19 protein-coding genes are annotated in these 20,112 nt (G+C 67.4%); 9 read left to right on the forward strand and 10 right to left on the reverse strand.

What is annotated here, in order from left to right:
• Positions 1-7: 7 nt before the first annotated feature.
• Both folE and ftsH read right to left on the reverse strand, forming a co-directional pair.
• Positions 8-625, reverse strand: coding sequence for a GTP cyclohydrolase I FolE (gene folE / locus AC4ELH_RS25340; protein ID WP_044520882.1), 618 nt, complete (start codon positions 623-625; stop codon positions 8-10).
• 19 nt (positions 626-644) lie between these two features.
• Positions 645-2,969: an ATP-dependent zinc metalloprotease FtsH gene (ftsH, locus tag AC4ELH_RS25345; protein WP_448445416.1), complete on the reverse strand. Its 2,325-nt coding sequence runs from the start codon at positions 2,967-2,969 to the stop codon at positions 645-647.
• 133 nt (positions 2,970-3,102) lie between these two features.
• Here ftsH and AC4ELH_RS25350 point away from each other — a divergent pair, with 133 nt between their 5' ends.
• Genes AC4ELH_RS25350 through AC4ELH_RS25365 form a run of 4 tightly spaced genes read left to right on the forward strand, consistent with a single transcriptional unit; the run spans position 3,103 to position 6,955 of the window.
• A complete protein-coding gene (locus AC4ELH_RS25350) occupies positions 3,103-4,026 on the forward strand; it encodes an alpha/beta fold hydrolase (protein ID WP_498887489.1) in 924 nt (307 codons plus the stop codon).
• Positions 4,023-5,198: an LLM class flavin-dependent oxidoreductase gene (locus AC4ELH_RS25355; RefSeq protein WP_498887491.1), complete on the forward strand. Its 1,176-nt coding sequence runs from the start codon at positions 4,023-4,025 to the stop codon at positions 5,196-5,198. The genes AC4ELH_RS25350 and AC4ELH_RS25355 overlap by 4 nt, the downstream gene beginning before the upstream one ends.
• The gene (locus AC4ELH_RS25360) at positions 5,198-6,208 is read left to right on the forward strand and encodes a zinc-binding dehydrogenase (protein WP_498887493.1); all 1,011 of its coding nucleotides are present in this window, start codon (positions 5,198-5,200) and stop codon (positions 6,206-6,208) included. The genes AC4ELH_RS25355 and AC4ELH_RS25360 overlap by 1 nt, the downstream gene beginning before the upstream one ends.
• A 21-nt stretch (positions 6,209-6,229) precedes the next feature.
• A complete protein-coding gene (locus AC4ELH_RS25365) occupies positions 6,230-6,955 on the forward strand; it encodes an SIMPL domain-containing protein (RefSeq protein WP_064883956.1) in 726 nt (241 codons plus the stop codon).
• Between the two features lie 76 nt (positions 6,956-7,031).
• Here AC4ELH_RS25365 and AC4ELH_RS25370 read toward each other — a convergent pair whose 3' ends face one another.
• Genes AC4ELH_RS25370 through dacB form a run of 5 tightly spaced genes read right to left on the reverse strand, consistent with a single transcriptional unit; the run spans position 7,032 to position 13,311 of the window.
• Entirely contained in the window at positions 7,032-9,257 is a 2,226-nt protein-coding gene (locus AC4ELH_RS25370; protein ID WP_498887495.1) for a molybdopterin oxidoreductase family protein, read from the reverse strand.
• A gap of 45 nt (positions 9,258-9,302) precedes the next feature.
• A complete protein-coding gene (gene hpt / locus AC4ELH_RS25375) occupies positions 9,303-9,881 on the reverse strand; it encodes a hypoxanthine phosphoribosyltransferase (RefSeq protein WP_498887497.1) in 579 nt (192 codons plus the stop codon).
• A 45-nt stretch (positions 9,882-9,926) separates the two neighbouring features.
• Positions 9,927-10,886 (reverse strand): tRNA lysidine(34) synthetase TilS, encoded by a 960-nt coding sequence (gene tilS, locus AC4ELH_RS25380; RefSeq protein ID WP_498887499.1) that lies wholly within the window; start codon positions 10,884-10,886, stop codon positions 9,927-9,929.
• Positions 10,865-11,941 carry a zinc-dependent metalloprotease gene (locus AC4ELH_RS25385; protein WP_463791815.1) on the reverse strand — a complete coding sequence of 359 codons (1,077 nt, stop codon included), beginning with the start codon at positions 11,939-11,941 and terminating at the stop codon, positions 10,865-10,867. The genes tilS and AC4ELH_RS25385 overlap by 22 nt, the downstream gene beginning before the upstream one ends.
• A complete protein-coding gene (gene dacB / locus AC4ELH_RS25390; protein ID WP_064958146.1) occupies positions 11,929-13,311 on the reverse strand; it encodes a D-alanyl-D-alanine carboxypeptidase/D-alanyl-D-alanine endopeptidase in 1,383 nt (460 codons plus the stop codon). The genes AC4ELH_RS25385 and dacB overlap by 13 nt, the downstream gene beginning before the upstream one ends.
• 127 nt (positions 13,312-13,438) lie before the next feature.
• Between dacB and AC4ELH_RS25395 the strand changes: the two genes are divergently transcribed.
• The 5 genes from AC4ELH_RS25395 to AC4ELH_RS25415 all read left to right on the forward strand — a co-directional run bounded on the left by AC4ELH_RS25395 (position 13,439) and on the right by AC4ELH_RS25415 (position 16,815).
• Entirely contained in the window at positions 13,439-13,927 is a 489-nt protein-coding gene (locus AC4ELH_RS25395) for an inorganic diphosphatase (protein WP_064883966.1), read from the forward strand.
• Positions 13,928-14,006: 79 nt separating this feature from the next.
• A complete protein-coding gene (locus AC4ELH_RS25400; protein ID WP_498887622.1) occupies positions 14,007-14,552 on the forward strand; it encodes a 2-oxo-4-hydroxy-4-carboxy-5-ureidoimidazoline decarboxylase in 546 nt (181 codons plus the stop codon).
• A 198-nt stretch (positions 14,553-14,750) separates the two neighbouring features.
• Positions 14,751-15,890: a serine hydrolase domain-containing protein gene (locus tag AC4ELH_RS25405; protein ID WP_498887502.1), complete on the forward strand. Its 1,140-nt coding sequence runs from the start codon at positions 14,751-14,753 to the stop codon at positions 15,888-15,890.
• Positions 15,891-15,975: 85 nt separating this feature from the next.
• Complete coding sequence (locus tag AC4ELH_RS25410) at positions 15,976-16,338, forward strand: STAS domain-containing protein (protein WP_064958147.1); 363 nt, start codon at positions 15,976-15,978, stop codon at positions 16,336-16,338.
• Positions 16,339-16,371: 33 nt separating this feature from the next.
• Positions 16,372-16,815 (forward strand): ATP-binding protein, encoded by a 444-nt coding sequence (locus tag AC4ELH_RS25415; protein ID WP_064883969.1) that lies wholly within the window; start codon positions 16,372-16,374, stop codon positions 16,813-16,815.
• On the opposite strand, the gene AC4ELH_RS25420 is transcribed toward AC4ELH_RS25415, so the two are convergent.
• From AC4ELH_RS25420 to AC4ELH_RS25430, 3 genes are read right to left on the reverse strand one after another with little or no spacing between them, the layout of a single operon-like run.
• A complete protein-coding gene (locus AC4ELH_RS25420; RefSeq protein ID WP_036442566.1) occupies positions 16,788-17,231 on the reverse strand; it encodes a response regulator in 444 nt (147 codons plus the stop codon). The two genes, AC4ELH_RS25415 and AC4ELH_RS25420, sit on opposite strands and share 28 nt — an antisense overlap.
• The gene (locus AC4ELH_RS25425) at positions 17,228-18,805 is read right to left on the reverse strand and encodes a sensor histidine kinase (protein WP_498887505.1); all 1,578 of its coding nucleotides are present in this window, start codon (positions 18,803-18,805) and stop codon (positions 17,228-17,230) included. The genes AC4ELH_RS25420 and AC4ELH_RS25425 overlap by 4 nt, the downstream gene beginning before the upstream one ends.
• Entirely contained in the window at positions 18,802-20,013 is a 1,212-nt protein-coding gene (locus AC4ELH_RS25430) for a PP2C family protein-serine/threonine phosphatase (RefSeq protein ID WP_448445651.1), read from the reverse strand. Before AC4ELH_RS25430 ends, AC4ELH_RS25425 begins: the two co-directional genes overlap by 4 nt.
• Between the last annotated feature and the right edge of the window lie 99 nt (positions 20,014-20,112).

Raw genomic sequence — 20,112 nt, forward strand, 5'->3', positions numbered from 1 at the left:
GGTGGGTTCACTTCCGAAGGATCAGTTCCAGCGCCTCGGCCCGAGAAGCCTTGTCGGTCTTGAACTGTCCCCGTACCGCCGACGTGGTGGTGACCGCGCCCGGCTTGCGCACCCCGCGCATGGCCATGCAGAGGTGCTCGGCCTCGATCACCACGATGGCTCCGCGCGGATCGAGCTTGCGCATCAGCGCATCGGCGATCTGAGCGGTCAGGCGCTCCTGCACCTGCGGACGCTTGGAGTACAGGTCGACCAGACGCGCGATCTTCGACAGTCCGGTCACCCGGCCGTCCACCCCGGGGATGTACCCGACGTGTGCCACCCCGTGGAACGACACCAGGTGATGCTCACACGTGGAGTACAGCGGGATCTGCTTGACCAGCACGAGCTCGTCGTGCTCCTCGTCGAAGGTGGTGTTGAGCACCGCGTCCGGGTCGGTGTAAAGCCCGGCCATCAGCTCTTTGTACGCACGCGCCACGCGGGCCGGGGTATCCAGCAGACCCTGACGATCCGGGTCCTCACCGATGGCGATCAGCAGCTCACGTACAGCCGCCTCGGCGCGCGGTTGATCGAACACCCGCGTCGCCGTATCGGTGTTGTTGTGATGCTCGCGCAACGACTGCGACATCGAAGCCTCCGTTCTCGGATCAGCCGTGGGCCGGCGGGTTGGACCGGTCGGCCCGCTCATGACCGCCATCCTGACCCGCCTCCTCGTTGGGAGCAGGCTGGCCGGGATGAGGATAAGGCTGATACGGGTACGGATGGGGCTGCTGCCATCCCGACGGATGCGGCGGCGGGTACCAGTAGCCCGGCTGTTGCTGTTGTTGCTGCGGCGGCTGGTATCCAGGCTGCGACGGCGGGGGCGGCCAGCCAGGGGCGTGCCAGCCGGCTGGTGCACCGTAATCGGGTTGCGTGGAACCGTTCTGGTTCGCGCCGTTCGGCGGGGCACCGTTGGCCCCGGCGCCGTTGGTCTCCTTGGCCCGCTCGGCCTCACGGGTGGCGGCGATGGCCGCCTTGAACGCAGGCTCGGGCACCGGTGGTGGCCACGGCTCGCCGCGCTCGATGGCGATCTCACCCGGGGTCTTGATCGGCGGCTTGTCCGACGGCACCCGGCCACCGAAGTCGTCGAACATGGTCAGCCGGGGGCGCTTCTTCACGTCGCCGAAGATGGCCTCGAGCTCGGCGCGGTGCAGTGTCTCCTTCTCCAGGAGTTCGCCGGCCAACGTGTCGAGCACGTCGCGGTACTCGGTGAGGATCTCCCACGCCTCGGTGTGCGCGGCCTCGATGAGCTTGCGCACCTCGTCGTCGATGTCGCGGGCCACCTCGTGACCGAAGTCAGCCTGGGTGCCCATGGTGCGGCCCAGGAACGGGTCTCCGTGCTCGGTGCCGTAGCGCACCGCGCCCAGCTTGGAGCTCATGCCGTACTCGGTGACCATCGCGCGGGCGATCTTGGTGGCCTGCTCGATATCCGACACCGCACCCGTGGTGGGCTCGCGGAAGACGAGTTCCTCGGCGGCGCGACCACCCATGGCGAACACCAGGCGGGCGATCATCTCCGAGCGGGTCATCAGACCCTTGTCGTCCTCGGGCACCGCGACGGCGTGGCCGCCGGTGCGTCCGCGGGCCAGGATGGTGACCTTGTAGATCGGCTCGATGTCGGGCATCGCCCACGCGGCCAGGGTGTGCCCGCCCTCGTGGTAGGCCGTGATCTTCTTTTCCTGCTCGCTGATGATGCGGCCCTTGCGGCGCGGGCCGCCCACGACGCGGTCCACGGCTTCTTCCAGCGCCGCACTGGTGATGACGGTGCCGTTCTCGCGGGCGGTCAGCAGCGCGGACTCGTTGATCACGTTGGCCAGATCCGCGCCGGACATGCCGACGGTCCGCTTGGCCAGCCCGTCCAGGTCGGCGTCGGGGGCGATCGGCTTGCCCGCCGAGTGCACCTTGAGCACCGCGCGACGGCCGGCCAGGTCGGGGTTGGACACCGGGATCTGGCGGTCGAACCGGCCCGGGCGCAGCAGGGCCGGGTCCAGGATGTCGGGCCGGTTGGTGGCCGCGATCAGGATGACGCCCTGGCGGTCGCCGAAGCCGTCCATCTCGACCAGCAACTGGTTCAGCGTCTGCTCACGCTCGTCGTGGCCGCCGCCCATGCCTGCGCCGCGCTGGCGGCCGACGGCGTCGATCTCGTCGACGAAGATGATGCACGGGCTGTTGGCCTTGGCCTGCTCGAACATGTCGCGGACGCGGGAGGCGCCGACGCCGACGAACATCTCGACGAAGTCCGATCCGGAGATCGTGAAGAACGGCACCCCGGCCTCGCCGGCGACGGCGCGGGCCAGCAGGGTCTTACCGGTTCCGGGCGGACCGTAGAGCAGCACGCCCTTGGGGATCTTGGCGCCCAGCGCCTGATAGCGAGACGGGTTCTGCAGGAAGTCTTTGATCTCGTAGAGCTCTTCGACCGCTTCGTCGACACCGGCGACGTCGGCGAACGTGGTCTTGGGCATGTCCTTGCCGAGTTGCTTGGCCTTCGACTTGCCGAAGCCGAAGCCCATCCGGCCGCCGCCGCCCTGCATCCGGGAGAACATCACGAACAGGCCGACCAGCAACAGCAGCGGCAGCATGTAGATCAGCATCGAGCCGAGGAAGCTGCCCTGGTTGACGGTGGTGCCGAACTTGACGTTCTTGGCATCGAGTTGGTCGACGAGCTTCACCGCATAGCCGGTCGGGTACTTCGTGATGACCTTGTCGCTGTTCTCGGTCTCTTCTTTGCCGCTCTTCAGGTCGAGCCGCAGCTGTTGCTCGCGATCGTCGATCTGGGCGTTCTTGACGTTGTCGGCACCGATCTGGGCCACCGCCACCGAGGTGTCGACGGGTTTGTAGCCACGGGTGTCGTCGCTGAAATAGAAAAACGACCAGCCCAGCAACAGCACGACCGCGATCACGGTCAGCGTACGGATCACATTTTTGCGGTTCATCGATCACTCAGCCGAGTTCGGCCCGGTCCTTCCAACGTGCGCAGTTGAGACATTCAAGGCTACCGCTAGACCAACGTCCGGCAGTTCCCGACGGTATCTAGCCGACGGCGGACCACTGTGCTTGGGTGAGATCGTGCTCACACCGACCGAGCGGTTAGTCGATACCAATGGCGTGACGTTGAAGGTGACCGAGGCGGGTGAACGCGGAAATCCGGTGGTGGTGCTGGCCCACGGATTTCCCGAACTGGCCTATTCGTGGCGCCATCAGATCCCGGTGCTGGCGGCGGCCGGCTATCACGTTCTGGCCCCCGACCAGCGCGGTTACGGTGGCTCGTCCCGGCCCGACGAGATCGACGCCTACAACATCACCGAGCTGACCGCCGACATCGCGGGGTTGCTGGATGATGTCGGCGCCGAGCAGGCAGTGCTGATCGGCCATGACTGGGGCTCGCCCGTCGCCACCAATTTTCCGTTGTTCTTCCCGGACCGGGTCACCGCGGTGGCCGCACTGAGTGTGCCCCCGGTCCCGCGGGCTCCGGCTCCGCCGACGCAGATCTGGCGCAAGATCGTCGGCGACAACTACTTCTACATCCTGCACTTCCAGGAGCCCGGGGTGGCGGACGAGCAGCTCGGTGCCGACCCGCGGCACTCCCTGCGTCGCTCGCTGGCGATGCAAGGTATCGGCGAACCGCTCGAAACCCTGGCCGACCAGCCCCTGCCCCCGCTGCCGGACTGGATCAGCGCCGACGAGTTCGAGCGCTACGTGCAGGCGTTCACCGAGACCGGGTTCACTGGCCCGCTGAACTGGTACCGCAACTTCGACCGGAACTGGGAGCTGACCGAGACCACGCCCGCGTCGACCATCACCGTGCCGACCCTGTTCCTGGCCGGCACCGCCGATCCGGTGTTGAGCTTCACCCCGCGCGACCGCGTGCGGGACGTGGTGACCGGCGACTATCGCGAGGTGTTGATCGACGGTGCCGGGCACTGGCTGCAGCAGGAACGGAGCGACGAGGTGAACGAGATACTGCTCGATTTCCTGGGAGGTCTCAAGTGAGCCCGCTGAACTTCGGCGTCTTCATCACGCCGTTTCACCCAGTCGGCCAATCCCCCACCACCGCACTGCAATACGACATGGACCGGGTCCAGGCGCTGGACCGGCTCGGCTATGACGAGGCCTGGTTCGGCGAACATCATTCCGGCGGTTACGAACTCATCGCCTGCCCCGAGGTGTTCATCGCCGCCGCGGCCGAGCGGACCAAGCACATCCGGCTGGGCACCGGCGTGGTCTCACTGCCGTATCACCACCCGCTCATGGTGGCCGACCGTTGGGTGTTGCTCGACCACCTCACCCGCGGCCGGGTGATGTTCGGAACCGGACCGGGTGCGCTGCCGTCGGATGCCTACATGATGGGCATCGACCCGGTGGATCAGCGGCCGATGATGCAGGAATCCCTGGAGGCGATCCTGGCGTTGTTCCGCGCCGCGCCCGACGAGCGGATCGACCGCAAGACCGACTGGTTCACCCTGCGGGACGCCGCGCTGCACATCCGTCCCTACACCTGGCCGTATCCCGAGATCTCCACCGCGGCAATGGTTTCCCCGTCCGGACCACGACTGGCCGGCGCCTTGGGCACGTCACTGCTGTCCTTGTCGATGTCGGTGCCCGGCGGCTACGCGGCCATCGAGACCACCTGGGACACGGTGCGCGATCAGGCCGCCAAATCTGGTCGGCCCGAGCCAGACCGGGCCGACTGGCGGGTGCTCGGCATCATCCATCTCGCCGATACCCGCGAGCAGGCCATCGAGGACTGCACATACGGCCTGCAGGATTTCGCCAACTACTTCGGCGCAGCCGGTTTCGTGCCGCTGTCCGAGAAAGTCGAGGGAACGCGCTCCCCATACGAGTTCGTGGAAAACTATGCGGCAGGCGGCAATTGCTGCATCGGCACCACGGCCGACGCGATCGCCTACATCCAGGACCTGCTGGACCGTTCCGGCGGGTTCGGCACCCTCTTGCTCCTCGGCCACGACTGGGCACCGCCGGCGGCGACGTTCCACTCCTACGAACTGTTCGCCCGCGAGGTGATCCCGCACTTCAAAGGCCAACTCACGGCGGCACGGGCGTCGCATGACTGGGCCAAGGGCATGCGGGATCAACTGCTGGGCCGCGCCGGGCAGGCGATCGTCAACGCGATCACCGAACACACTTCCGAGGAGAAGAACTGATGCGCGCCGCGGTCCTACGTGACGGGCGGATGATCGTCCGCGACGACGTACCCGATCCGGTGCCCGGCCCGGGGCAGGTACTGGTCGAGGTGAAGGCCTGCGGGATCTGCGGATCCGACCTGCATTTCGCCACCCACGGCGCCGACATGCTGGCTGCGAGCGCCGACCTGGAGGGGATGCCCGACATGGACATCGACCTGGCCGGCGATGTCTACATGGGCCACGAGTTCAGTGCCGAGATCCTCGACGCGGGCCCGGGAGCCGACGCCCCTGCCAGCGGGACGCTGGTGACCTCGGTGCCGGTGCTGATCTCTGCTGCCGGGATCTCACCGATCGTGTACAGCAACACCACCGTCGGCGGCTATGCCGAGAAGATGCTGCTGTCGGCGCCTCTGCTGCTGCCAGTGCCCAACGGTCTGAGCGCCGCGCACGCCGCGCTCACCGAACCGATGGCGGTCGGCCTGCATGCGGTCAACGCGTCACGCATCGAACCGGGCGAGGCGGCACTCGTCGTCGGCTGCGGCCCCGTCGGCATCGCGATCATCGCCGCCTTGAAACTCCGGGGCGTGGAAACCATTGTGGCGTCTGACTTCTCCCCCGGCCGGCGCGAACTCGCCGCCACCATGGGCGCCCACACCACGCTGGATCCGGCCTCGGATTCACCGTTTCATCAGTGCCGGCCCGCAGTGGTGTTCGAGGCGGTCGGCGCCCCCGGAATCATCGACGACGTGCTGCGTCGCGCACCCGCGGGCGTCCGGTTGGTGGTGGCCGGGGTCTGCATGCAGCCCGACACCGTGCACCCCTTCTACGCGATCACCAAACAGATCAACATCCAGTTCGTGTTCGGCTACGACCCGGCCGAGTTCGCGAACTCGCTGCGCGCCATCGCCGAGGGCGAGATCGACGTCGCACCGATGATCACCGGGACCGTCGGCCTCGACGGCGTCGCAACCGCATTCGACGAACTCGCCTCGCCGGAGCGGCACTGCAAAGTCCTGGTCACGCCGTGACGTCCCGGTAGGGTTTTGGTCATGCCGATCGCCGGAAATGCGAAATTACGGGTCCTCGGCGTTGCCGCGGCGGGATTGATCGCCGTCAGCGCCAGCGCGTGCGATACGACCTCAGGCCCCGCCGGGGGCGCGCCGGACGGCGCCAGGCAGGTGACCGTCGTCGGATCCGGTCAGGTGCAGGGCGTTCCGGACACCCTGACGGCCGACGTGGCGATGGAGTTCACCGCCCCGGACGTGTCAGGCGCGCTCAACCAGTCCAGCCAACGCCAGCAGGCCGTGATCGACGCGCTGGTCGGATCGGGCATCGACCGCAAGGACATCAGCACCACTCAGGTCAGCGTGCAGCCGCAGTTCACCGACAGCAAGATCTCGGGTTACCAGGCCAGCAATGCGATCAAGGTCAAGATCCGCGACACCGCCAAGGCTTCGCAGACCTTGGCTTTGATCGCCGGCACCGGCGGCGACGCCACCCGCATCAACTCGGTCGACTACTCGATCGAGGACGACTCGGATCTCGTGCGCGACGCCCGCGCCCGGGCATTCGACGACGCCAAGAACCGCGCCGATCAGTACGCCGGGTTGTCCGGAATGCACCTCGGCAAGGTGATCTCGATATCCGAGCAGTCCGGCGGCTCCACCCCGCCCACGCCCACTCCGATGCCGCGCGCGGCGATGGAAGCGGTTCCGCTGGAACCCGGTCAGCAGACGGTGAACTTCTCGGTGACGGTGATCTGGGAGCTGACCTAGTTCCCGCCGAAACGGCATTCCAGCAGCGAAAGTGCGAGTAGGAGCCTGCTGGAATGCCGTTTCGGCGCAAAGGAGCTCAGCCCGCCGGCGCGATGTCGACCGGAATCCCGTTGAGCACCGCAGTGCCCGACAGCGGATCGAGATGGGTGCCGTCGTTGAGCTGATTGACGTTGGCCCCGGGATGACTGGCCGCGAGCCGCTGCCCGGTGCCACTGCGGTCGTGGCCCCAGCCGTGCGGTAGCGAGACCACGCCGCGCCGCATGCCGTCGTCCACCTCGATCGGGGCCAGCAGCTCACCGCCAGGGCCCTTGATCACGGCGATGTCGGTGAGCCCCAGATCGGCCGCGTCGTCGGGGTGGATCTGCAGCGTGCACCGGTTGGAGCCACCCGACAGCGCCGGGAGGTTGTGCATCCAGCTGTTGTTGGACCGCAGGTGGCGTCGGCCGATCAGCAGGAAACCGCCGGCGGAGCGGGCGAGGGCGTCGCGCAGGCGGGCCACGTCGGTGACGATCGGTTCGGGCGCGAGTTCGATCCGCCCACTTGGGGTTCGGAGGATCTCGGAAATCCGCGGTCGCAGCGGCCCCAGGTCGATGCCGTGTGGGTTGGCCTTCAACCGCTCCATGGTGAGCCCGTCGGGCTTGGCGCCGAAGGCGTCGCCGTATGGCCCGATCCGCAGCATCATGTCCAGGCGCCGTTCGTAGCCGGGCCCCTCGTACAGCATGGCGGTGAGCTCGGCGACATCGCGCCCCGCCACGGGCGAATCGGGGTTGGCGACCTCTTTCGCCAGGGTCGTCGCGATCACCTGGGCGTCGACGAGGGCGGGATCACCGTCGGCGCCGATGCCGTAGAGGATGAGGGCGAGCCGAGACAAGATCTCGGGCTCGTCCGGCCGGCCGTCGAGCGGCAGCGCCGGCGATGAGTACCGCACGTTGTTGCGTACCGCGAGATTGTTCAGCGCGACGTCGAAGTGGGCGCTCTGCGACGGCGGAGGCGGCGGCAGGATCACGTCGGCATGGCGCGTGGTCTCGTTGAGGTAGGGGTCGACGCTCAGCATGAAGTCGACGCTGTCGAGGGCCTTGTCGAGGCGGTCGCCGTCCGGCGCCGACAGCACCGGGTTGCCTGCGATGGTGATCATCGCCTTGATCTGGCCCTCGCCCGCGGTGTCGATCTCCTCGGCGAGTGCGGCGGCGGGCAGTTCGGAGAGCGCCTCGGGATAGCCCGAGACCCGACTGGCCCACCGCCCGGTCCGGAAACCGCGGCCCGGTTTCGGTGGCCGCGGCGCGGGGGCGGCGGCCCCGAGCGCGAACATCGCGCCGCCCGGGCGGTCGAGGTTGCCGGTGAGGATGTTGATGACGTCGACGAGCCAGCTGCCGATGGTCCCGAACTCGACCGTCGACGTGCCGATCCGGCCGTAGACGGCCGCGGTCGGCGCCGCCGCGAGTTCGCGGGCCAGATCCCGGATCTCCTCGGCGCCCACACCGCAGGCTGTCTCCACGGCCTCGGGCGAGAACTCGTCCGCCAGCGCGCGGACCTCCTCGATGCCGGTGACATGCTCGGCGAGTCGACCGAGATCGACGAGATCCTCCTCGAACAGCACGTGCACCACCGCGAACAGCAGCGCCGCATCGGTGCCGGGCCGCGGGGCGAGATGCCGGTCGGCGAGTTTGGCCGTCTGGGTGCGGGCGGGGTCGATGACGACGAGCTTGCCGCCGCGCTTGCGCAGGGCCCGCAGCTTGCCGGGGAAATCGGCCGCGGTGGCCAGGCTGCCGTTGGACACCATCGGATTCGCGCCGATGATCACGAGGTAGTCCGTGCGGTCGAGATCGGGCACGGTGAACGCGACCGGGCTGCCGAACATCAGACCGAGTGCGACGTGCTTGGGCATCTGATCCAGCGTGCTGGCGCTGAACACCTGCCGGGTGCCGAGGCCCTTGATGATCAGCGGCGCGTACAGGCTGCCGGCGACGGTGTGCGCGTTCGGATTGCCGAGATATACCCCGACCGAGCCGCCGCCGTGCTCGGCGATCACGGCGCCGAGGCGCTCGGTGATGACGGAGTAGGCCTCGTCCCAGGTGGCCTCGGTCAGGACGCCGTCACGGCGGACCAGCGGGTGAGTCAATCGGTCCGGGTCGTTGTCGAGTTCGCCGAAGCTGGCGCCTTTCGGGCAGATGAATCCCGCGCTGAACACGTCGTCGCGGTCACCGCGGGCACCGGTCACCCGGCCGTCGGAGATCGTGAGCGTGAGGCCACAGGTGGCCTCGCAGAAGGGGCAGATCCGAAGCGCCGTGCAGGTATCAGCCATGCACCGAATTCTGCGCTGCAGCCCGGCCTTTTGTAAGCCTCCGGCTTAGTGCGCTTCGTACACCTTCGGTTCGAGAGTGCCGATGTAGGGCAGGTCGCGGTAGCGCTCGGCGAAGTCCAGACCGTAGCCGACGACGAACTCGTTGGGGATGTCGAAGCCCACGTAGGCGACGTCGAGTTCGGTCTTGACGGCCTCGGGCTTGCGCAGCAGCGTGCACACCCGGAGCGAGCGCGGGTGACGGGTGGCGAGGTTGCGGAGCAACCAGGACAGGGTCAGACCTGAGTCGATGATGTCCTCGACGATCAGCACATCGCGGTCGTTGATGTCACGGTCGAGATCCTTGAGGATCCGGACGACGCCGGAGGACGAGGTCGACGATCCGTACGAGCTGACCGCCATGAACTCCAGCTGCGTCGGCAGCGGGATGGTCCGGGCCAGATCGGTGACGAACATGACCGCGCCCTTGAGCACGGTGACCAACAGCAGGTCGTCGTTGCCCAAATTGTCGCGGTACTGCTCGGCGATCATCTCGGCGAGTTCGACGGTGCGCGTCCGGATCTGCTCCTCGGACAACAGCACCGATTTGATGTCTCCCGCATACAGCTCGGCAGAGTCGACAGCCACTGCAACAGCGTGCCACGTGAAGGGGCCGCATTCCAACGCGGATCGCTAGACGGGTTCGGTGTGCATCACCAGCACGCCGGCCCGCCGCGCCGCGAACAACCGCTGTTTGCGCAGCCCGGAACCGACGGCCACCCCGCCCTGCCCACGCCAGGCCGCCACCAGTCGGTCCACCGCGCGGATCTGGGTGTCGGTCAGATCACACGCGCCACCGGCCAGCAACCAGGCCCGGATCACCCGGCGCCGGAGCGCGTCGGGCAACGCCGACAACCGGGCCGTGTCCAGACCGCCTGCCTCCGTTCGTGTCGCCGCCAGCGCGTCGCCGGCCAGCGCGTCGAGCGTCTCGGTGTCTTCCCGCAGCGCCGTGGCGGTGCGGGCCAGGGCTTCGGCCACTCCACCGCCGAGCACGTCCTCCAGCAGCGGCAGCACCTCGTGCCGCAACCGCACCCGGGTGAACCGCCGGTCGGCATTGTGCGGGTCCTGCCACGGGGTGACGCCGAGTTCGTCGCACGCCGTACGGGTCAGTTCCCGCCGCACCCCCAGCAGCGGCCGGTGCCACGGCGGGTCGTGCGGGCGCATACCGGCGATCGAGCGCGCTCCCGATCCGCGGCCGAGCCCGAGCAGCACCGTCTCGGCCTGATCGTCGAGGGTGTGCCCGAGGAGTACCGGTGCGTTGTCCCGCGCGGTTTCCAGGGCCGCATAGCGTGCCTGACGGGCAGCGGCCTCCGGGCCGCCGACACGGCCGACGTCGACCGAAAGCACCTGCGCCCCAACACAACCCAGTTTCAGCGCCTGTCGGCGGGCGGTGTCGGCGACAGCATCGGATCCGGCTTGCAACCGGTGGTCGACGATCAGCGCAGTGGTGGGCCGCAACTCCGCGGCCACCGCGGTCAGCGCCAGGGAATCCGAGCCTCCGGACAGTGCCACACACCAGCTCGCGCCGTCGATCCGCTCGCCGGCGGCGGCCACCGCCCGCCGCAGTGCGGCTACAGCACCCGATCGATCCATCGCTGCGGTTCGTCGATCTCGTCGGGCAGCGGCAGGGTGTCGGGGTTCGACCAGATCGTGTTGAACCGGGCCATCCCGACCGTCGTGACCACATGGTCGACGAAGGCCTTACCCCGCGTGTACTGGCTGATCTTGGCGTCAAAGCCCAAAAGCGCGCGCACGAGACGCTGCAGCGGCGGCTGCTTACGCTGCCTGCGTTCGTCGAAGCGACGCCGGATCGTCGAGACCGTGGGCACCACCGCCGGGCCGACGGCATCCATCACGTGATCGGCGTGCCCCTCCAGCAGCGTGCCCAGCACCAGCAGCTGATCCAGTGCCCGGCGCTGAGGCTCGGCCTGCACGGCACGCATGAGGCCCAGCACACCGGTCGAATTCGGGTCCGGCGCTTGACCATTGCGCTGGTTCCGGACAAACTCCGCGAGCCGTCCCACCATCTCGGTGACGTCCTCGCCGGCATCCTGGGTCAGCACCGCCAGGGCCTGTGACATGTGGTCGGCCAGCCAGGGGTTGGCGCGGAACTGGACCCGGTGGGTGACCTCGTGCAGGCACACCCACAACCGGAAATCGGCTGGGGTGACCCGTAATTGACGTTCCACCGCGATGACGTTCGGATACACCAGCAACAGCTCGCCGCCCTCGGGGCCGAACGGGTCGTACTGGCCCAGGATGCCCGAGGAGATGAATGCCAGCACCGCACCGGTCTGCGCCCCGGTCACCCGCCCGGTGATGAATCCCGGCTTGTGCTCGTCAGTTTCGTCGCCCGGTTGGATCCCGGTGGTCATCACCCGCATCGAACGGGTGGCCGCCCGGATCCACTCGGGACGGTCCACCACCCGGGCCTCGGGCACCTCCGCGCCCTCGATCAGACCCGTCACCTCGCGCACCGGCAGCTCGGCGGCCTTCGAACTCTCCGAGAGCTGCTCGATCACCTGGTTGCGGGTGTAGTCCGTGGCTGCCGGGGCCGGCCGGGCCAGCTTCGCCCCGACTGTCGCGGCGAAGTCCCAGTCGACCGCGCGGCCCGCGGTCACGGCGACCCGGTCGCTCACGTGCCACATCCGCACGACCGCAGCACGGCAGCCAGCTCGTCGATCGCGGTGCGTCCGGTGGGCCCGGCGTTGTTGGAGATCAGCGCGAACGTCAGCACCCGGCCGTTGTCGTCGGTGACGATGCCGGCCAGCGCGTTGGTCCCGGTCAGCGATCCGGTCTTGGCTCGCAGCCAGCCCGCGGCGTCACGGCCGGAAGCGGTGTCGAGGTAGCGGTTGGACAGCGTGCCGCTGCCCCCGGCGATGGGCAGCAGATCTACCAGCGGCCGCATGGCCGGTTCGGTGTTGCCCGCCGCGAGGTTGACCACCTCGTCGAGGATCCGGGCGGTCAGCCGGTCATCGGTCGACAGGCCGCTGGAATCGACCAGCTTGGCGGCCGACATGTCGATGCCAACGCCTTCGAGTTGGCTCGTCACCGCGTCGACACCACCGTCGAAACTCTGCGGCCGGTGCAGTTGTGCGGCGACCTCGCGGGCGATCGACTCGGCCATCACGTTGTCGGACTCGTTCATCATCTGGCGCAGGCGCTCGATCAGTGGCGCGGACTGCACCGCGGCGATCTGCCTGCCACCCGAGACCTCTGCGGGCAGCACCGTCACCGTCGCGGGGTCCACCCGCAGGGCGGTGGCCAGGGCCCGGCCCGCGTCGAGTGCCGGTGTGGTCGAACGCCTGGATTCCACCGTCGTCGGCTGGATGCGTCCGCCGTCGAGCATCACCGGCTCCATCGGTGCGATGTCACCGCCCTCGATGTCGGCGGGATCCCAGCCCGGTGCCATCGTCGGGCCGCTGTAGTCGCTGGTGTCCACCCGCACCGCGGTGACCGTGATCCCGCTGCCGCGCACCTGCTCGGCGAGGTCGCTGATGCGGGCCGCGCCCTTGTACCAGGTATCGGTGTCGTCCGGCGCCGCCGAGAGCGTGGTGTCCCCGCCGCCCTTGAGCACCACCAGACCGGGTTGCGAGTCGACGGCCAGTACCGTCGTGGCCAGCCGGGCGTTGCGGTCCAGAGTGAGCAGAGCTGCGGCTGTGGTCAGCACCTTGTTGACCGACGCCGGCTGCATCGGCACCCCGGAATTCTGCTCCCACAGTTCGGCGCCGGTCTCGGCGTCGGTGATCCGGCCGGTCACCAGACCGAGATCGGGATTGGCCAGAGCCGGGGCCAGCGCGGCGGCCAGGCCGCTCACGGTCGGGCTCGGCGCCGACATGTCCACCGGGACGATCCCCGGGCTCGCAGTCGCAGGCGGAGGTGCAGGTGTGGCCGCCGCGGCATCACTGGAACGGTGCCCGGTGAGCACGGCAGCAAGCGCGACGACACCGGCGACCAGCATCAAGACCACGACGCCAACCGCCACATGGGTGGACTGCCGCCACCGAGTGGGCCGCATATTTCTCCTGCTCTGCCGGTGGTGGGAACGAGCCACCCGTTTAGGCCAGACTATCGCTCGATTAGGGTTGACCCGCGTCGTCGCCCGACGACCCAAGACTGACCGCAGATGCGAAGGAGCCGCGACGGTGAAGTTCGACGTCGTCATCGAGATCCCGAAGGGTTCGCGCAACAAGTACGAGGTTGACCACGAAACCGGCCGGGTCAAGCTCGACCGCTACCTCTACACCGCATTCGGCTACCCCGCCGACTACGGGTTCTTCGAAGACACCCTCGGCGAGGACGGCGATCCGCTGGATGCGCTGGTGCTGCTGCCCGAGTCGGTGTTCCCCGGCTGCACCGTCGAGGCCCGCCCGGTGGCGATGTTCAAGATGACCGACGAGGCCGGCGGCGACGACAAGTTGCTGTGCGTGCCTGCCGGAGACCCGCGCTGGGACCACATCCAGGACCTCGGCGACGTGCCGCAGTTCGAACTCGACGCGATCAAGCACTTCTTCGTGCACTACAAGGACCTGGAGCCGGGCAAGTTCGTCAAGACCGCCGACTGGGTGGGCCGCGAAGAGGCCGAGGCCGAGTTGCAGCGTTCGGTCGAGCGGTTCAAGACCGAAGGTCACTGAGCAGCCCACTGATTTAGCCTCGCTGTAACACGGGGTAACCCCCCTGTGCTCTGCGCCGCTCATGCTTGACCAGGTGTTGATGCATCAGGGCCTGGGACTTGAGGCGTACAACGCGTTGCCGACGCGCCGTGCAGTGCACGCCGTGTACGAGTGCTGTTACAGCGTGGTGCTGGCGACCGATCTTGCCGGTGGGCGTCCGTTCGCCGACCATGCCGCACTGTTCCGGCAGGCCGATGCTCTGCTGTTCAGTCTCGGCGAGGATTCCATCGACCGGGTACTGCAGGCCTATCCACACATCGGGCGGCGTCCCCGCAGCCCGAAGTCGGTGTGCGAACAGTGCTCGGTGTGGGACGACGATCCCGCGGTGATGGCACAGCTCAACGCCGAGGTCCAGCACTACGCCGAGCGGTTCGGGTTCGGCTTCGTGATGTTCGTCGAAGACGGAGCGGCCCCGGCCGCGACATCGGGCGCCGGCTGCGCGCACCGGGCCATGGCCGGGATCATCGACCGGCTGCACAACGACCGCGACACCGAACGCAAGGTGGTCCGCAACGAGTTGGCCCGCATCAACCGGGCCCGGCTGGAACGCATGCTCGGTCCCGAGGGCGGCTACTACAACTGGTAAACCGGGGCGATTTCACTGCCAGGCCTGCACCGACCGAGGACCGCCATGCCCTGCCCGACGGGGACCAGCGGCAGGCATTTCTGGCCGAACACGCCGCCGAGATCACCAATCTGGACCGGTTTCTGGAGTCAGGGCAGCTGGTCACGCCCGTTCGGTGAATCGCGCCCGTGATGGGCTTGGCCCGGCGATGATGTCGCGATGGACGACCTCGTACACGGCCACTGCGATGCCCGCTTCTCTTCGATCCGCGATGCGTTGGCAGACGGGCTGACCAGTGGAGAGGAGATCGGGGCGGCCATCGCGATCGACATCGACGGTGAACTCGTCGTCGACATGTGGGGCGGGTACGCCGACGCCGCCCGGACCCGCACGTGGGAGTCCGACACCATCGTCAACGTCTTCTCGTCCACCAAGACGGTGACCGCACTGTCCGGGCTCATGATGATCGACCGCGGGCTGATCACCGCCGACACACCGGTGGCCGAGTACTGGCCGGAATTCGCCGCAAACGGCAAGCAGGACATCGAGTTTCGACACCTCCTGACCCACAGCTCAGGTTTGGCCGGCTGGGACCAGCCGTTCGCGATCGAGGACAGCTATGACTGGGAGAAGTCCACGGCCGCGCTGGCCGCGCAGGCACCGTGGTGGGAGCCGGGCACCGCGTCGGGATACCACGCGCTGACCCACGGCCACCTGATCGGCGAGGTGCTGCGCCGGGTGACCGGTAAGTCGCTCAAAGAGTTCGTCCGTGACGAGATCGCGGCACCGTTGGGCGCCGACTTCCAGATCGGCGCGCGTCCCGAAGACCATCACCGCGTCGCTGACATCATCGCGGCAGACGAACCCCTCGATATTCCGCTCGACCAGATATCGGAGATCGCGCTCAAGACGTTCGCGGGTACGCCGTCACCGGAGATCGCGAACACCGCGGACTGGCGCGCCGCCGACATCGGCGCGGGTAACGGACACGGCAACGCCCGGTCGCTGGCCCGGATCCTGTCGGCGATCTCGCTGGGCGGCACGGTCGACGGGGTCAAGCTGCTCCGGCCCGAGACGGTCGAGTCGATCTTCGAGCTGCAACTCGAGAGCCCCGACCTGGTGCTGCTCGGCCACCCGCTGCGCTGGGGCCTCGGCTTCGGCCTGCCGCAGACACAGACCGTGCCCTATGTCCCGGACGGCAAGATCTGCTTTTGGGGCGGCTGGGGCGGTTCGTGGGAGACCTGCAATCCCGATCACCGCGCCACGTTCGCCTATGTGATGAACAGGATGGGTGCGGGCGTCGAAGGATCGCCCCGTACCGCGCGCTATCTCACCCTGTTCTACGAGGCCCTGGCATGAAGGTCCGACTACACCGTTAGTATTTGGCGACGCCTCCTTGGATGCCGTCGCCATGGATGCAAGAGATACGTCGGAGGGTGACCAGATGACCAGCCAACCGGACCCGGCAGGCTGCTCGGTGGAGGAGAGCCGTGTCGGTGAGGTGACTGTGGTGGCAGTGGCCGGAACTGTCGACATGCTCACCGCACCCAAACTCGAAGAGGCGATCACCTCTGCCGCCAAGAGCTCACCCTCGGCCATCGTTGTCGACATGAGCGCCGTGGAATTCCTGGCATCTGCCGGGATGGGCGTGCTGGTGGCCGCCAGGGAACAGCTGGGCGACACCGCGCGGTTCTCCGTCGTCGCCGACGGACCGGCCACGAGCCGGCCGCTCAAACTGGTCGGAATCGCCGAGGTCGTCGATCTGTATGCGACGCTCGACGAGGCACTGGCCGCATTGAAGACATAACACCGGCCACAACGGGGTAGCCAGCAGGTCGACATGACAGAAGCAGGCCAGTCAGCTCAGTTCACGAAGGATGTCAGGGCCGCACCGGAAGATGCGGCGCTGATACGCCGCGAGTTCTCCAGTTGGCTGAGCACGCATCTCATGCTCGATCCCACCAAGGCCAGCGATGTGGTCCTGGCCGTGAACGAGGCGCTGGCCAACGCCGCGGAATTCGCGTATGTCGATGCCTCGGCGCCCGGGTTGATGCACGTCCGGGCCGATTACGACGGGGACAAGGCGGTACTCACCGTCACCGTCGCCGATGAGGGCGTGTGGCGGATCGCCGAGACAGACCACAAGAACCCGGCCCGCGGTCGCGGTATCCCGTTGATGCGCGCGCTCACAGATCGAGCCGTCATCGACACGAACCACGAAGGCACCGAAGTCCGCCTGCAGTGGGATCAGATCGATCAGAACTGCGGAAGCCGCACCACCTGAACGAAGAACTCGTCGATCTGACGGACCGCACTCATGAACTGGTCCAGGTCGACGGGCTTGGTGACGTAGGCGTTGGCGTGCAGCTTGTAGCTGCGGAGGATGTCCTCCTCGGCTGACGACGTGGTCAGCACCACGATCGGGATGTGGCAGAGTTCGACGTCCGACTTGATCTTCTCCAACAACTGTCTGCCGTCGTACTTCGGCAGGTTCAGGTCGAGCAGGATCAGATCCGGGCGCGGCGCACCTTCGAAGGCGCCGCGCCGATACAGAAAGTCCAGGCCTTCCTCGCCGTCGCGGGCAACGTGCAGGTTGTTCTTGATCTTGTTGTGCTCGAAGGCTTCCCGGGTGATGAGCTCGTCACCGGGATCGTCTTCGACCAACAGGATGTCAATGGCTCGGTTGACGGATGAGGTCACTTGGGACTTCCTTCCAACTGGGCTTCCGGCACGACGTCGGGCACGGTCGTGGGCGTGACGGGCAGGGTGAACATGAACCGGGTTCCGGGCGAGTACGACGTGTCGATCCAGATGGATCCGCCGTGGTGCTCGACGATCTTCTTGCACAACGCGAGCCCGATACCGGTGCCGCTGAAGGCGTCACGTCCGTGCAGGCGTTGGAATATGACGAACACCTTGTCCACGAACTCCTCGCCGATGCCGATTCCATTGTCCGAAACACTGAATACCCAGTTCTCGGCCAGTTCACCGGTACCCGGCCGACAGTCGATGACGATCCGGGGCACCACCCCCTCGCAACGGAACTTCACCGCGTTTCCGATCAGGTTCTGCCACAGCATGGTCATGAGTGTGGGATCACCGTCTATCTGCGGTAACGGCTCGTCCGGTCGCTCGATCTCGGCACCCGACTCCCCGACGGAGGTGGCCAGGTTCTTCAGCGCGCTGTCGAGTGCGTCGTCGAGGTTCACCTCGGCATGAGTGGCGTTGAGCCGGCCCACCCGCGAGAACGTCAGCAGATCGTTGATCAGTACCTGCATGCGCTTGGCCCCGTCGACGGCGAAGCCGATGTACTCGGCCCCCCGCTCGTCCAGTTTGTCGCCGTAGCGCTTCTCCAGCAGCTGACAGAACGAGGCAACCTTGCGCAACGGCTCCTGGAGATCATGCGATGCCACGTACGCGAACTGCTCCAGTTCGGCATTGGACCGGCGCAGTTCATCTGCCTGCTGATCGAGGGCATCCTTGGCGGACTGCGACGCGTCGAGTTCTTCGACGACCCGCTGCCGCATGTCCTCGACATCGACGGCGATCGCCCGAATGTCCTTGGGGCCCTGCGGGACGATGCGTTGCGCGAAGTTGCCCTCGGTGATCCGCCGACACGAGGCTGCCAGCGCCGCAAGCGGTCGCGTGACCGCACTGCGCACCAGCACCGTCAACAACACCGCCATGGTGAAGAACGCCGCGATCATCGCTATCACCACGCCGTTGCGCCAGGTCCGGACGTGGTCCAGCTCGTCGACGCTGGCCTGCCTGGCCTGACTGAGGTTGGCGTTCTGCACGTCGAAAAGTTCGCGCAGTCCGTCGAATGCAGCCCTGCCGCGATCTGCGGTGCGGGGGTCGACAACCGCGGGCCGACCCACCTGGACGCCGGCGATGAGCGGCTCTGCATAGTTGGCCCGCCAGGCCGCCGCCGCAGTCTCGATCGAAGCGAGATCGGCCAGCAGGCCGTCGTGGTCGGCCAGGTAACCGCGGATATCCGCTGCCGCAGCCGATTCCGCACCCTGTCCGTCGCCGTAGGGATCGAGGAACCGAGGGTCCGCGGCAATGGCGTATCCACGCACAGCCGTCTCCTGATCCCGCAGCGCCGCCTGCAGTTGATACGCCGCAACCCGGGCGGGCTGAATGTTGTCGATGAGCTCTCGCGACACGGCGTCGGTTCGGGAGACCAGCGCGATGCCTGCGATCGCACCGGTCAGGACGATCACACACATCACCGACACCAGCAGGTTCTGCCAACCTTGCACCGTGAGCTTCATACCGACGAACGCTCCACTCTGATCATCGCGATGTCATCGCTGAGACCGCCGTGCGGCCGCGCGCGGGATTCGACCTCGGCGACCAGTGCACCGACGAAGTCGCGCCCGGGTAGCGCCGCAAGCGAATTGGCCAACTCGAGCAATCCTTCTTCGCCCAGACGGGCGCCGCCGGGGCCAGCGTGTCCCTCGAACAATCCGTCGGTGAGCAGTAGCAGACCGTGCTCTTCTGGCAGTGCCAGTCGGTTGACGGGCCACTCCCTTGCGCCGAGACCCAGCGCCGAACCCGCCTCCGGTTCGATCCACTGCACGGCGTCGGGACCATGCGCGAGCAGGCCGGGGTGACCGGCACGGACCACGTCGTATTCCCCGCTGTCGGGATCGAGCGCCACGCTGAGCAACGTTGCGAAGATCCCCGGACCTGGACGCTCGGTGGTGAGCACGCGGTCCAGTTGACGCATCCGCTCGTTTCCCCGGAGGCCCGCGAATGTCAGTGCACGCCAACCGATGCGCAGCGCCACCCCCAATGCGGCCTCATCCGGTCCATGGCCGGCGACATCGCCCATCATCACGTGCACCGTCCGGTCCGGCGTTTGGACGATGTCGTAGAAATCACCACCCAGCAAGGCGTCGCGACGGCTCGGCAGCGAGTGCGTGACGACCTCGACACCCGGTTCTTCCAACAGCAGTGGCGACGGCAACAGGCCACGCTCCAGGCGCGCGTTCTCCCGTTCCCGCAGTCGGCTCGCGTGCAGGTCCACCGCGGTCAACTCGGCGCGTTTGCGCTCGATGGAGTACACGACGGCCCGCCGCAGCATCTCCGGGTCGACACGGCCTTTCACGAGATAGTCCTGCGCTCCCGAAGCGACCGCCGAGACGCCGAAGTGTTCGTCGTTCAGGCCGGTGAGCACGATGATCGGGATCGCCGGATCAAGCTTGCCCAACCGGTGCAGCGCATCGATGCCGTCCGCGTCGGGAAGGTTCAGGTCGAGCAGCACACAGTCGGGGCGGGACTCGATCAATGACCGCTCCGCAGCCGACATGGACTGCACCCAAGCCAGGTCGATGTCGGCGGTGCCGGCCACGTCGGCGATCTGCTCTTCGACCAACAACGCATCGCCCCGGTCGTCCTCGACCAGCAACAGCGACAATCGCCGCCCTGGAGCGGGACCGGCGAGTGTGGCTGAGGGGTAGGTCTGCTCCGCGCGCATGGGATCACGTCCTTCACTCACTGAGGCCACCCGGTCGCGCTGACCTCTGCTTTAGTGACGACGTTGTTGAGAATACCTAGACGTACGCGTCAATTCCCC

It is taken from the genome of Mycobacterium shunyiense (genome assembly GCF_058270075.1).

Bases quoted from the DNA above. Each gene is read 5' to 3' on its own strand.
- AC4ELH_RS25360 (WP_498887493.1), top strand. From the start codon at position 5,198: ATGCGCGCCGCGGTCCTACGTGACGGGCGGATGATCGTCCGCGACGAC.
- AC4ELH_RS25400 (WP_498887622.1), top strand. From the start codon at position 14,007: ATGCATCAGGGCCTGGGACTTGAGGCGTACAACGCGTTGCCGACGCGC.
- AC4ELH_RS25365 (WP_064883956.1), top strand. From the start codon at position 6,230: ATGCCGATCGCCGGAAATGCGAAATTACGGGTCCTCGGCGTTGCCGCG.
- AC4ELH_RS25385 (WP_463791815.1), bottom strand. From the start codon at position 11,941: ATGTGGCACGTGAGCGACCGGGTCGCCGTGACCGCGGGCCGCGCGGTC.
- AC4ELH_RS25410 (WP_064958147.1), top strand. From the start codon at position 15,976: ATGACCAGCCAACCGGACCCGGCAGGCTGCTCGGTGGAGGAGAGCCGT.
- AC4ELH_RS25405 (WP_498887502.1), top strand. From the start codon at position 14,751: ATGGACGACCTCGTACACGGCCACTGCGATGCCCGCTTCTCTTCGATC.
- folE (WP_044520882.1), bottom strand. From the start codon at position 625: ATGTCGCAGTCGTTGCGCGAGCATCACAACAACACCGATACGGCGACG.
- ftsH (WP_448445416.1), bottom strand. From the start codon at position 2,969: ATGAACCGCAAAAATGTGATCCGTACGCTGACCGTGATCGCGGTCGTG.
- tilS (WP_498887499.1), bottom strand. From the start codon at position 10,886: ATGGATCGATCGGGTGCTGTAGCCGCACTGCGGCGGGCGGTGGCCGCC.
- AC4ELH_RS25425 (WP_498887505.1), bottom strand. From the start codon at position 18,805: ATGAAGCTCACGGTGCAAGGTTGGCAGAACCTGCTGGTGTCGGTGATG.
- AC4ELH_RS25430 (WP_448445651.1), bottom strand. From the start codon at position 20,013: ATGCGCGCGGAGCAGACCTACCCCTCAGCCACACTCGCCGGTCCCGCT.
- AC4ELH_RS25415 (WP_064883969.1), top strand. From the start codon at position 16,372: ATGACAGAAGCAGGCCAGTCAGCTCAGTTCACGAAGGATGTCAGGGCC.
- AC4ELH_RS25370 (WP_498887495.1), bottom strand. From the start codon at position 9,257: ATGGCTGATACCTGCACGGCGCTTCGGATCTGCCCCTTCTGCGAGGCC.
- dacB (WP_064958146.1), bottom strand. From the start codon at position 13,311: ATGCGGCCCACTCGGTGGCGGCAGTCCACCCATGTGGCGGTTGGCGTC.